Source organism: Streptomyces sp., from assembly GCF_035644915.1.
In the GTDB taxonomy this organism is placed as follows: Bacteria; Actinomycetota; Actinomycetes; order Streptomycetales; family Streptomycetaceae; genus Streptomyces.
Genome location: NZ_DASQNP010000089.1, coordinates 1 through 11,859 on the forward strand (window position 1 = coordinate 1; position 11,859 = coordinate 11,859).

Here is an 11,859-nt window from a genome sequence, read left to right on the forward strand (position 1 = left end):
CTGGGGGAGGGCCGCACCGCGCTGCTGGTGCACGCCGACGACGCGCGCCTGCGCCGCCTCGCCGTCCTGGACGCGGTGATCAACAACGCCGACCGCAAGGGCGGGCACCTGCTGACCACCGCGGACGGGCGCCTGTACGGCATCGACCACGGGGTCACCTTCCACACCGACGACAAGCTGCGCACGCTGCTGTGGGGCTGGGCGGGCGAGCCGCTGCCCACCGAGACGCTGGAGCCGCTGCGCGCCCTGTCGGCCGCGCTGGCCGACGGCGCCCCGCTCGCCGCCCGGCTGGCCGAACTGATCACCCCCGCCGAACTGGACGCCCTGCGCAAAAGGACCGACGGCCTGCTGAGCACCGGGCGTCATCCGCTGCCCGGGGGAGACTGGCCCGCCATCCCCTGGCCGCCCGTCTGAGGCCCGTCCCCGGCCCATCCCCGGCCCGTCCCGGGCCCGTTCGGCGTCCGCCGGACCGGGCCCCGCCCGTGCCGCACCGGCCAAAGGGCGCTTTTCGGCTAGTGGCCGAATCCCGCTCGTGGGCATCACCAAGTGCCGGTTACGCTCATGACCATGCATGCCTGGCCCGCTTCCGAGGTGCCCGCCCTGCCAGGTCAGGGCCACGACCTCAGCCTCCACGACACCGCGACCGGCGGTCGGGTGACCCTCGCCCCCGGTCCCGTCGCCCGCCTCTACGTCTGCGGCATCACGCCGTACGACGCGACCCACATCGGGCACGCGGCGACCTACAACGCGTTCGACCTCGTGCAGCGCGTGTGGCTCGACAACAAGCGGCAGGTCCACTACGTGCAGAACGTCACCGACGTCGACGATCCGCTGCTGGAGCGGGCCGCCGCCACCGGTGACGACTGGGCCGCGCTCGCCGAGCGCGAGACCGCGCTCTTCCGCGAGGACATGACCGCCCTGCGCATGCTCCCCCCGAAGCACTACGTCGGCGCCGTCGAATCCATACCCGCCATCGTCCCGATCGTCGAACGGCTGCGCGACGCCGGCGCGGCCTACGAACTCGACGGCGACGTCTACTTCAGCGTCGCCTCCGACCCCCGCTTCGGCGAGGTCTCCGGCCTGGACGCGGAGACGATGCGGCACCTGTCGGCGGAGCGCGGCGGCGACCCCGACCGCCCCGGCAAGAAGAACCCGCTCGACCCGCTGCTGTGGATGGCCGCCCGCGAGGGCGAGCCCTCCTGGGACGGCGGCTCGCTCGGCCCCGGCCGCCCCGGCTGGCACATCGAGTGCGTCGCCATCGCACTGGAACACCTCGGCATGGGCTTCGACGTCCAGGGCGGCGGCTCCGACCTGGCCTTCCCCCACCACGAGATGGGCGCCTCGCACGCCCAGGCCCTCACCGGGGAACACCCCTTCGCCCGCGCCTACGTCCACGCCGGGATGGTCGCGCTCGACGGCGAGAAGATGTCGAAGTCCAGAGGGAACCTGGTCTTCGTCAGCCGGCTGCGCCGCGACGGCGTCGACCCGGCCGCCATCCGCCTGGCGCTGCTGGCCCACCACTACCGCTCGGACTGGGAGTGGACGGACTCCGTCCTGGACGAGGCGGTCGCCCGGCTCGGCCGCTGGCGCGCCGCCGTCTCCCGCCCCGACGGGCCGCCGGCCGACGCGCTGCTGGAGGAGATCCGCACGGCCCTCGCCGACGACCTCGACTCGCCCGCCGCGCTGGCCGCGGTCGACCGCTGGGCCGAACACCAGCGGGAGAGCGGCGGCGAGGACACCGGCGCGCCCGGACTGGTCTCGCGCGCCGTGGACGCCCTGCTCGGCGTCGCGCTCTGAGCACCCCGCTCCCCGCCGGCTCCCCGCACAGCACCGGGCCGCCGGGACGCCCCCGGAAGAGGGGTGCCCCGGCGGCCCGGGCGGTTCGTGCGGTCCGGGAGCCGGCCGGGGGTCAGGACCCGCCGTCCCCGCTCCCGCCCCCTTCTGCGTCCCCGGAGCCGTCCGGCCCGTCCTCCCGGCCGTCCCCGCCGTCCGGGTCCCCGTCCTCCCCGTCCTCTTCGTCCTCCTCCGGCTTCGCCGGCCGGCCCCGGCCGCCGGGGGCACCGCCGGAGGTGTCGCGCAGGTACGAGCCGCCCTCGGCGGCCGTACCGCCGCCGGCGGTGTGGCCGTCGCGCCGCCGCAGGTAGCGCTCGAACTCCTTGGCGATCGCCTCGCCCGACGCCTCCGGCAGCTCCGCGGTGTCCCGGGCCTCCTCCAGCGACTGGACGTACTCGGCCACCTCGTTGTCCTCGGCGGCCAGCTGGTCCACGCCGAGCTGCCAGGCGCGGGCGTCCTCCGGCAGCTCGCCCAGCGGAATCCGCACGTCCAGCAGGTCCTCCAGCCGGTTGAGCAGGGCGAGGGTCGCCTTCGGGTTGGGCGGCTGCGAGACGTAGTGCGGCACCGCGGCCCACAGGCTCACGGCCGGCACGCCCGCGTGCGTGCACGCCTCCTGCAGGACGCCGACGATGCCCGTGGGGCCCTCGTAGCGGGACTCCTCCAGATCCATCGTGCGGGCCAGGTCCGGGTCGGAGGTGGTGCCGGTGACCGGGACCGGCCGGGTGTGCGGGGTGTCGCCGAGCAGCGCGCCGAGCACGACGACCATCTCCACGCCGAGCTCGTGGGCGAAGCCCAGGATCTCGTTGCAGAAGGACCGCCAGCGCATGCTCGGCTCGATGCCGCGCACCAGGACCAGGTCGCGGGCCCGGCCCCGGCCGTCGGCCTCGCCGAGCCGCACCACCGACAACCGGGTCGTGGGCCAGGTGATCCTGCGTACGCCGCCCTCCAGCCACACCTGGGGACGGTTGACCTGGAAGTCGTAGTAGTCCTCGGCGTCCAGCGCCGCGAACACCTCGCCCTTCCACTCCCGCTCCAGATGGGCGACCGCGGCGGAGGCGGCGTCGCCGGCGTCGTTCCAGCCTTCGAACGCGGCCACCATGACCGGGTCAACCAGCTCGGGAACCCCCTCGAGCTCGATCACCCAGTGCCTCCTTCCGGCCGACGCGGAGCGTTCCGCTCCGTACCGGCTGACGTGTCATTACCGTGCGGGCCCAGCCTACGGCGTGACGGCGTCCGCCCCGCAGCCTTCGCGCGCCTTTCCGGGGCGGCGGGGCGCGGATGCGTCCGGATACCGCCGCAGGTGTCCCGGGGTGCTCACCGGGGCAGTGGTGACCACCGGGACGCCCACTGAACCGGTGCATACGGTACGGGGCACGGCGGCGGACGAAGGCGGCGGACGAAGGGGACAGCCATGACGGGACCGGGCGGGGGACGGGAACTGGGACGCACCGGGGTGCGGGTGCCGCCGATCGGCCTGGGCTGCGCCCCCCTCGGCAACTTCCGCCGCCCCATGGGCGAGGAGCAGGCGCGCGCGGTCGTGGAGGCCGCGCTGGAGGAGGACTGGAGCTATCTGGACACCGCGCCGCACTACGGCGTCGGCCTGTCCGAGGAGCGCCTCGGCCGCGCGCTGGCCGGGCGCGACCGCGCCTCGTACGTCGTCTCCACCAAGGTCGGCCGGAGGCTGCGCCCGCTCGCCCCGGGCGAGGAGCCGCCCGACGGGGAGGGCTTCACCGACACCCCGCCGCGGGCGCGGGTGTGGGACCTCGGCCGGGACGGCATCCGGGCCACCGTCGAGGCGTCCCTGGAGCGGCTGGGCACCGACCGGGTGGAGATCCTGCTGCTGCACGACGTGGAGAACCACGTCCGCGAGGTGTACGAGACCGGCTTCCCGGCGCTGGCCGAGCTGCGCGCCGAGGGGGCCGTGGGGGCCATCGGCTTCGGCATGAACCACAGCGACGTCCTCGCCCGGTTCGTCGCCGACCTGGACGTCGACGTGGTGCTGTGCGCGGGCCGCTGGACGCTGCTGGACCACCGGGCGGCCACCGACCTGCTGCCGGTCTGCGAGCGGCGCGGCACCTCCGTCGTCGTCGGCGGGGTCTACAACTCCGGGCTGCTCGCCGACCCCCGCCCCGGCGCCCACTACGACTACCGCGAGGCGCCGGCGGAGGTGCTGGAGCGGGCACGGCGCATCCAGGCGGTGTGCGGGGAGTTCGGGGTGCCGCTGCGGGCGGCGGCGCTGCGCTTCCCGTTCGGCCACCCGGCGGTGGCCTCGGTGGTCGTCGGCTGTGCCACCGAGGCCGAGGTGCGCGACAACGCGCGGATGTTCGCCCGGGAGGTGCCCGAGGAGCTGTGGCACGCGCTGGTGGAGCGCGGCCTGCTCCCGGAGGGCCTCCCGCTGCCGGCGGAGTGAGGCGGGGCGGTCCGGCGGGGGCTCAGCGGGTCACGTCGTGGAGGTGGTGGACGGGGTCGTGGAGCAGGTACCGGGCGAAGGTCTCCACGGTGAAGCGGGAGCCGTCGCTCCGGTCGCCGGTGCGCTGCCACTGCCCGCCCGTCACCGTCCCGAACCGGGCGGCCAGGGCCTCGCCCGCCTCCTCCAGCTCACCGGCCACCCGGTGCGGGTCCTGTTCGCCGTAGCGCTCGGCGACGGCGGTGGCGTCCTGGTCCCAGTCGGGGAAGGACGGGCCCTCCTCGGAGAGCATCAGCCGCAGCCGCCCGTCGAAGACCCGGAACACGTCCCGCACGTGGCAGGCGTACTCCAGCGGCGACCAGACGTCCGGCGCCGGGCGCTCGCGCACGTCGGCGCGCTCCAGCACCGGCCGCCAGGCCGCGGCGTTCTCGCGCAGCAGTGCGGGCACGTCCTCGCCCCGGACGGACCGGGCGTCGAAGCCGCACTCGGGGCAGGGGCGCTCCAGCACCCAGGTCCAGTTCTTGGTGTCGGGTGTGATCATGCCGGTCAGCATTCCGCAGCCGGCGGCCCGGCACCAGCGAGTGTTCCTTCACCGGAAGGTTCAGCGGTGCTTACGGGTGCGGGCCCGCACGGCGGGGAGACCGCCGCCGCACGGGCCCGCCGCGCAACGGGGCGCGGCCGGTCAGGCCGGACGCGCCGCCAGCAGCTCCGCGACCCTCGCGCGGACCTCCTCGGTGTCCAGCCCCCGGACGGTGAGCGTGGTGCGGCGGCGCAGCACGTCGTCCACCGTCACGGCCCACTCGTGGTCCCGGGCGTAGACGACCTGCGCCCAGATCTCCGGGGCGTCCGGGTGGACGCGCTCGCCCAGCGCCGGGTCCTCGTGCACCAGCCGGGCGATGTCGAAGGCCAGCGCCCCGTAGTGGGTCGCCAGGTGCCGGGCGGTCGGCGGGTCGAGCGGGACGCCCGGCTCGCGGTCCACCAGCAGCCGGTGGGTGACCGCGTCGGGGTTGGCCACGCCCGGCAGCGGCACCCGCCGCACCAGGTCGGAGACCGGCACGGCGTCCTCGGTGATCCCCGCTGCCGAGGTGCCCGGCAGCCGCGTCAGCGTGCGCATCACCGTGCGGCCGATGTGCCGGTAGGTGGTCCACTTGCCGCCCGCGACCGAGAGCATCCCGCCGCGGCCCTCGGTGACCACCGTCTCCCGCCGGGCCGACTCCACGCCGCCCGGGCCGCCGGGGAGCACCCGCAGGCCCGCGAAGGCGTAGGTCATCAGGTCGCGGTCCAGGTGCTCGTCCCGCACGGAGAACGCGGCCTCCTCCAGGATCTGCCGGATGTCGGACTCGGTGACGGAGACGTCGGCCGGATCGCCCTCGTACGCCTCGTCGGTCGTGCCCAGCAGCAGGTGGTCCTCCCAGGGGAGGGCGAAGGTGATGCGGTACTTGTCGACGGGCGTGGCCATCGCCGCCTTCCACGGCGCCCTGCGCTTCAGCACCAGGTGCGCGCCCTTGGACAGCCGGACGCTGGGCGCGGCGCCCGCGTCCTCCATCCGCCGCAGGTGGTCCACCCACGGGCCGGTGGCGTTGAGCACCAGACGGGCGTCGATGCCGAACTCCGTGCCGTCCAGCCGGTCCCTCAGCTCGGCGCCGGTGACCCGGCCGCCGGTGAAGCGCAGGCCGGTGACCTCGGCGTGGTTGAGGACCACGGCACCGGAGTGCACGGCGGCGCGGACGGTCATCACCGCCACCCGGGAGTCGTTCATCTGGTGGTCGCCGTAGACCGCGACCGCCTTGAGGTTCTCGGTGCGCAGCGCGGGGTTGTCGGCGGCGGCCTTCGCCGGGGAGATCAGCCGGCCGACGCCGTCGCCGAAGGCGGACAGGGCGGAGTAGGCGAAGACGCCCGCGCCGAGCTTGGCCGCGCCGTGCGGGCCGCCCCGGTAGACCGGCAGGTAGAAGGTGAGCGGGTTGACCAGGTGCGGGGCCACGTCCCTGGCCAGCACCCGCCGCTCGTGGTGGTTCTCGGCGACCAGCTTCACCGCGCCGGTCTGCAGGTAGCGCAGCCCGCCGTGGACGAGCTTGGAGGAGGCGGAGGAGGTGGCGCCGGCGAAGTCGCCGGCGTCCACCATCGCCACCCGCAGCCCCGACTGCGCCGCGTGCCAGGCGACCGAGGTGCCCAGGATGCCGCCGCCGACGACCAGCAGGTCGAAGACGGCGCCCGCCAGCACCTCCCTGGTCTCGGCGCGGCCCGGATTGGGGCCGGTGACCGGGCGCGCCCCGAGGGTGGGGACGCCTCGCGTGGTGCTCATGTGGATCAGTTCTCCTCTTCGATCCAGCCCATGGTCCGTTCCACGGCCTTGAGCCAGTTCTTGTACTCGCGTTCGCGTGCGTCCGCCGCCATCCGGGGCGTCCACTCCGCCGCCCGCCGCCAGTTGGCGCGCAGCGCGTCGGTGTCGGGCCAGAAGCCGACGGCGAGGCCGGCGGCGTAGGCGGCACCCAGGCAGGTGGTCTCGGCGACCATGGGCCGGACGACCGGGGCGTCCAGTACGTCTGATATGTACTGCATCAGCAGGTTGTTGCTGGTCATGCCGCCGTCCACCTTCAGGGCGGTCAGCTCGACGCCGGAGTCCTTCTCCATCGCGTCGACGATCTCGCGGGTCTGCCAGGCGGTCGCCTCCAGGACCGCCCGGGCGATGTGGGCCTTGGTGACGTAGCGGGTGAGGCCGGCGATGACGCCCCGCGCGTCGGAGCGCCAGTAGGGGGCGAACAGTCCGGAGAAGGCGGGAACGAAGTAGGCGCCGCCGTTGTCCTCCACCGAGCTGGCCAGCGTCTCGATCTCGGCGGCGCTGTTGATCAGACCCATTTGGTCGCGCATCCACTGTACCAACGAGCCCGTGACGGCGATCGAGCCCTCCAGGGCGTACACCGGGTCCTGGTCGCCGATGCGGTAGCCGACGGTGGTCAGCAGGCCGTTGTAGGAGTTGACGGCCTCGGAGCCGGTGTTGAGCAGCAGGAACGTGCCGGTGCCGTACGTCGACTTGGCCTCGCCCGGCGAGAAGCAGGTCTGGCCGAACAGGGCGGCCTGCTGGTCGCCGAGCGCGGAGGCCACCGGCACCCCCTCCAGGGCGCCCCGGGCCTCGCCGTAGACCTCGGCGGAGGAGCGGATCTCGGGCAGCACCGCCATGGGCACGCCGATGGACTCGCAGATGCGCGGGTCCCAGTCCAGGGTGCGCAGGTTCATCAGCAGGGTGCGGGAGGCGTTGGTGACGTCGGTGACGTGCACGCCGCCGTCGGGGCCGCCGGTGAGGTTCCAGACGACCCAGGAGTCCATCGTGCCGAAGAGGATCTCGCCGGCCTCGGCGCGTTCGCGCAGCCCCTCGACGTTGTCCAGCAGCCAGCGGATCTTCGGGCCCGCGAAGTACGAGGCCAGCGGCAGGCCGGTCTCGCGGCGGAAGCGGTCCTGCCCGACGTTGCGGCCCAGCTCCCGGCAGAGGGCGTCGGTGCGGGTGTCCTGCCAGACGATGGCGTTGTGGACCGGCTCGCCGGTGGCGCGGTCCCACAGCAGCGTCGTCTCGCGCTGGTTGGTGATGCCGAGCGCCCGGACGTCGTCGCGGGTGATGCCCGCCTTGTCGAGGGCCTCGGAGACCACCTCCTGGACGTTGGCCCATATCTCCGCGGCGTCGTGTTCGACCCAGCCCGGCTCGGGGAAGATCTGCTCGTGCTCCTTCTGGCCGACCGAGACGATGCGGCCGTCCCGGTCGAAGACGATGCAGCGGCTGGAGGTCGTGCCCTGGTCGATGGCGGCGATGAACTCGCGGCGGGTGTCGCTCATGTCGGGTGCTCCAAGGGATGGGCGAGGGCGAGGGAAAAGGGGGCGGGGGCGGGGATCCGCCCGCGGGGGTCAGGCGAACGCGAGCCGGTAGAGGCCGCCCGCGAGGACACCGCCCAGCAGGGGGCCGGCCACCGGCACCCAGGCGTAGCCCCAGTCCGAGCCGCCCTTGTTCGGCAGCGGCAGCAGGGCGTGCACGATGCGCGGCCCGAGGTCGCGGGCCGGGTTGATGGCGTAGCCGGTCGGGCCGCCCAGCGACAGGCCGAGCCCGACGACGACGAGGGCGGTGACCAGCACGCCGGTGCCGGACAGGGCCAGGCCCTTGGTGAGGCCCTGGGTGAGGATCGCCAGGACCAGCACGGTGGTGGCGACGGTCTCGGTGGCCAGGTTCTGCACGGGGTTGCGGATCTCGGGGGCGGTGGAGAAGACGCCGAGCACCGGGCCGGGGGCGCCTGCGCGCCGCCGGTCGGCCGCCGCGGTCGCCTCGGCCCCGGGGCCGCCGACGACCTCCCGGTCGCCCAGGTGCGCCAGGAACTGGCCGTAGTAGCAGACCCACACCAGGGCGGCGCCGATCATGGCGCCGAGCAACTGGCCGGCGAAGTAGACGGGCACCTCGCCCCACTTCCCGCTCTGCACGGCGATGCCGACGGTCACGGCCGGGTTGAGGTGGGCTCCCGAGAGGCCCAGGGCGATGTAGGCGGCGGTGAGGACGGCGAAGCCCCAGCCGAAGGTGATGGCGACCCAGCCCGCTCCCATCGCCTTGGAGCGCTTGAGCGTGACGGCGGCGCAGACGCCGCCGCCGAGCAGGATGAGGACGGCGGTACCGATGGTCTCGCCCAGGAATATGTCGGAGCTGGACACCCGCGACTCCTTTGTTCGTGTCCGGAGGGAGCCCGATGGAGGAAGTGGGGGAGGCGGACCGAGTCCCGTTCGGTGTTCGACAATGTCGACCGCCGAACGGCAGTTTTATGCCCGTTGAACATCCCGTCAAGGGTGTGTGCAGCGGAACGCGCTCCCTCGGGGCGCGCCGCGGGCCTGAAATCCCCGCAAAGCGTCCGGCGGCCTTCGGAAGGCCCGGGGCCTTCCCGTGCGGGAGTGAAAAATAATGTGCCAAGCAGGGGTGGAGACCCCCGGCGCGGCGCACGGGCGTCACGCATGCGGCAAAGGGCCGGACGGCGACGCGGGAGGACCAGGTGGAAGGACCGGGCGGGAGGGGCCGGACGGGGCACCGCGGCCCGGCGGGTTCTCAGAAGCGGCCCGCGCCCAGGTCGCGGGAGACCGCGCGGGCGCAGTCCCGCACGGCCGCCACCAGCCGCGGCTGGATCGACCCGCCGGCGCACACCCGCTCCACCGCGCCGGTGACGGCCACGGCACCCACCGGCATCCGGCGGTGGTCGCGGATCGGCGCGGCGATGGAGGCCACGCCCTCCCAGGTCTCCTCCACGTCCGAGCCCCAGCCCCGGGCCCGGGTCAGCTCCAGGACCTCCTCGAACGCCTCCGGCTCGGTGATCGTGTGCGCCGTCAGGGCGGTGCGCTCGGCGTCCATCGCCTCGTTCCGCGCCACCGGGTCGTACGCCGCGAGCACCTTGCCCAGCGCGGTGCTGTGCAGCGGCTGCATGGCACCCACCTCCAGCACCTGGCGGCTGTCGTCGGGCCGGAAGACGTGGTGCACGATCAGCACCCCCTGCTGGTGGAGCACACCCAGGTAGACGCTCTCCCCGCTGGACCGGGCCAGGTCGTCGGTCCACACCAGGGCGCGGGCCCGCAGCTCGTGGACGTCCAGGTAGCTGTTGCCCAGCCGCAGCAGTTCGGCGCCCAACTGGTACTTGCCCGAGGCCGGGTCCTGCTCGACGAAGCCCTCCTGCTGGAGGGTGCGCAGCAGGCCGTGGGCGGTGCCCTTGGCCAGGCCCAGCGCGGAGGCGATGTCGGACAGCCCGAGGCGCCGCTCACCCCCGGCGAGCAGCCGCAGCACCGCCGCCGCCCGTTCCAGCGACTGGATGGTCCGGGCCATCGCGTATCTCTCCTCTGTTCGGTTCTCGCTCCGGTGGGCCAGAAAACACGATTCGACAATGCCGAACGCTATCGGATCATGGCGATGTCGTGGTAGCCGTTCCAGCCACCTTTGAGTCCATCCATCGGAACACCACCGGCCCGCGAGGCCCCGGCGGATACCCTGGCTGGGTGCGCTTCCGTGCGGAAGACGCATAGCCGACAGCCGTCGCACCTCAGGGAGCCCTTCATGGCAGCCTTGCCGTCTCCGTCCGTCACCGTGCCCCCGTCCGCCCCCGCGGGCCCGTCGAAGGCCCCCCGCGCCGATGCCCTTCGCGAGGCACTGGCCTCGCGGGTGGTGGTGGCCGATGGGGCGATGGGCACGATGCTGCAGGCCGCCGAGCCGTCGCTGGAGGACTTCCAGCAGCTCGAGGGCTGCAACGAAGTGCTGAACGTGACCCGACCGGACATCGTGCGCGCGGTGCACGAGGCGTACTTCGCGGTGGGTGTGGACTGTGTGGAGACCAACACCTTCGGCGCGAACCACGCGGCGCTGGGGGAGTACGGGATAGCCGACCGGATCGAGGAGCTGTCCGAGGCCGGAGCGCGGATCGCGCGCGAGGCGGCGGACTCCTTCACCGCCTCCGACGGCCGGGTGCGGTGGGTGCTGGGGTCGATGGGGCCGGGCACCAAGCTGCCGACCCTGGGCCACGTGGACTACACCACCCTGCGGGACGCCTACCAGCGCAACGCCGAGGGGCTGATCGCCGGCGGGGCGGACGCGCTGCTGGTCGAGACCACCCAGGACCTGCTGCAGACCAAGGCGGCGGTGCTGGGCGCCCGCCGCGCCCTGGAGGCGGCCGGGCTGGACCTGCCGGTGATCGTGTCGGTGACGGTGGAGACCACCGGGACCATGCTGCTGGGCTCGGAGATCGGCGCGGCGCTGACCGCGCTGGAGCCGCTGGGCATCGATGTGATCGGGCTGAACTGCGCCACCGGCCCGGCGGAGATGAGCGAGCACCTGCGCTACCTGGCCCGCCACGCCCGCGTCCCCCTGTCGTGCATGCCCAACGCCGGCCTGCCGGAGCTGACCGCCGACGGCGCGCACTACCCGCTCACGCCCGCCGAGCTGGCCGAGGCGCAGGAGACGTTCGTCTCCGAGTACGGGCTGTCCCTGGTGGGCGGGTGCTGCGGCACCACGCCCGAGCACCTGCGGCAGGTGGTGGAGCGGGTGCGGGAGCTGATCCCGGCCGAGCGGGAGGTGCGCCCGGAGCCGGGCGCGGCGTCGCTGTACCAGGCGGTGCCGTTCCGGCAGGACACCGCGTATCTGGCGATCGGGGAGCGGACCAACGCCAACGGGTCGAAGAAGTTCCGCGAGGCCATGCTCGAGGGCCGGTGGGACGACTGCGTGGAGATGGCGCGGGAGCAGATCCGTGAGGGCGCGCACCTGCTGGACGTGTGCGTGGACTACGTGGGCCGCGACGGGGTGGCGGACATGACCGAGCTGGCCGGGCGGCTGGCGACGGCCTCCACGCTGCCGATCGTGCTGGACTCCACCGAACCGGCGGTGATCGCCGCCGGCCTGGAGAAGCTGGGCGGCCGGGCGGTGATCAACTCGGTGAACTACGAGGACGGTGACGGCCCCGACTCGCGGTTCGCGCAGATCACCGCGCTGGCCAGGGAGCACGGGGCGGCGCTGATCGGGTTGACCATCGATGAGGAGGGCCAGGCCCGCACCGCCGAGAAGAAGGTCGAGATCGCCGAGCGGCTGATCGCCGACCTGACCGGCAACTGGGGCATCCGTGAGG

Annotated in this window: 10 protein-coding genes; 4 read left to right on the top strand and 6 right to left on the bottom strand. The window is 73.9% G+C overall.

Features of this window, described 5'->3' with window-relative positions; genetic code table 11:
- Positions 1-414 (top strand): SCO1664 family protein (locus VE546_RS11065; RefSeq protein ID WP_324921125.1); only part of this gene is annotated, 414 nt, incomplete at its 5' end.
- A 153-nt stretch (positions 415-567) separates the two neighbouring features.
- Positions 568-1,797, top strand: coding sequence for a cysteine--1-D-myo-inosityl 2-amino-2-deoxy-alpha-D-glucopyranoside ligase (gene mshC / locus VE546_RS11070; RefSeq protein ID WP_324921127.1), 1,230 nt, complete (start codon positions 568-570; stop codon positions 1,795-1,797).
- Between the two features lie 112 nt (positions 1,798-1,909).
- Here mshC and VE546_RS11075 read toward each other — a convergent pair whose 3' ends face one another.
- Positions 1,910-2,974: a PAC2 family protein gene (locus tag VE546_RS11075; RefSeq protein ID WP_324921129.1), complete on the bottom strand. Its 1,065-nt coding sequence runs from the start codon at positions 2,972-2,974 to the stop codon at positions 1,910-1,912.
- A 270-nt stretch (positions 2,975-3,244) separates the two neighbouring features.
- On the opposite strand from VE546_RS11075, the gene VE546_RS11080 reads away from it, so the two are divergent.
- Entirely contained in the window at positions 3,245-4,243 is a 999-nt protein-coding gene (locus tag VE546_RS11080; RefSeq protein WP_324921131.1) for an aldo/keto reductase, read from the top strand.
- Positions 4,244-4,265: 22 nt separating this feature from the next.
- On the opposite strand, the gene VE546_RS11085 is transcribed toward VE546_RS11080, so the two are convergent.
- From VE546_RS11085 to VE546_RS11105, 5 genes are all read right to left on the bottom strand, one after another.
- Positions 4,266-4,781, bottom strand: coding sequence for a DinB family protein (locus VE546_RS11085; protein WP_324921132.1), 516 nt, complete (start codon positions 4,779-4,781; stop codon positions 4,266-4,268).
- 141 nt (positions 4,782-4,922) lie between these two features.
- Positions 4,923-6,542, bottom strand: a complete 1,620-nt coding sequence (locus VE546_RS11090) for a glycerol-3-phosphate dehydrogenase/oxidase (protein ID WP_324921134.1) — start codon at positions 6,540-6,542, stop codon at positions 4,923-4,925.
- A gap of 5 nt (positions 6,543-6,547) precedes the next feature.
- The gene (glpK, locus tag VE546_RS11095) at positions 6,548-8,065 is read right to left on the bottom strand and encodes a glycerol kinase GlpK (protein ID WP_324921136.1); all 1,518 of its coding nucleotides are present in this window, start codon (positions 8,063-8,065) and stop codon (positions 6,548-6,550) included.
- Positions 8,066-8,134: 69 nt separating this feature from the next.
- Complete coding sequence (locus VE546_RS11100) at positions 8,135-8,923, bottom strand: MIP/aquaporin family protein (protein ID WP_324921138.1); 789 nt, start codon at positions 8,921-8,923, stop codon at positions 8,135-8,137.
- 385 nt (positions 8,924-9,308) lie between these two features.
- Positions 9,309-10,073: an IclR family transcriptional regulator gene (locus VE546_RS11105; protein WP_324921140.1), complete on the bottom strand. Its 765-nt coding sequence runs from the start codon at positions 10,071-10,073 to the stop codon at positions 9,309-9,311.
- A gap of 228 nt (positions 10,074-10,301) precedes the next feature.
- On the opposite strand from VE546_RS11105, the gene VE546_RS11110 reads away from it, so the two are divergent.
- A partial coding sequence (locus tag VE546_RS11110; protein WP_324921142.1) for a homocysteine S-methyltransferase family protein occupies positions 10,302-11,859 on the top strand: 1,558 nt, incomplete at its 3' end.

What these genes read in the sequence shown, in the direction of transcription:
- VE546_RS11080 (WP_324921131.1), top strand. Translation starts at nt 3,245, where the DNA reads ATGACGGGACCGGGCGGGGGACGGGAACTGGGACGCACCGGGGTGCGG.
- VE546_RS11090 (WP_324921134.1), bottom strand. Translation starts at nt 6,542, where the DNA reads ATGAGCACCACGCGAGGCGTCCCCACCCTCGGGGCGCGCCCGGTCACC.
- mshC (WP_324921127.1), top strand. Translation starts at nt 568, where the DNA reads ATGCATGCCTGGCCCGCTTCCGAGGTGCCCGCCCTGCCAGGTCAGGGC.
- VE546_RS11085 (WP_324921132.1), bottom strand. Translation starts at nt 4,781, where the DNA reads ATGATCACACCCGACACCAAGAACTGGACCTGGGTGCTGGAGCGCCCC.
- glpK (WP_324921136.1), bottom strand. Translation starts at nt 8,065, where the DNA reads ATGAGCGACACCCGCCGCGAGTTCATCGCCGCCATCGACCAGGGCACG.
- VE546_RS11105 (WP_324921140.1), bottom strand. Translation starts at nt 10,073, where the DNA reads ATGGCCCGGACCATCCAGTCGCTGGAACGGGCGGCGGCGGTGCTGCGG.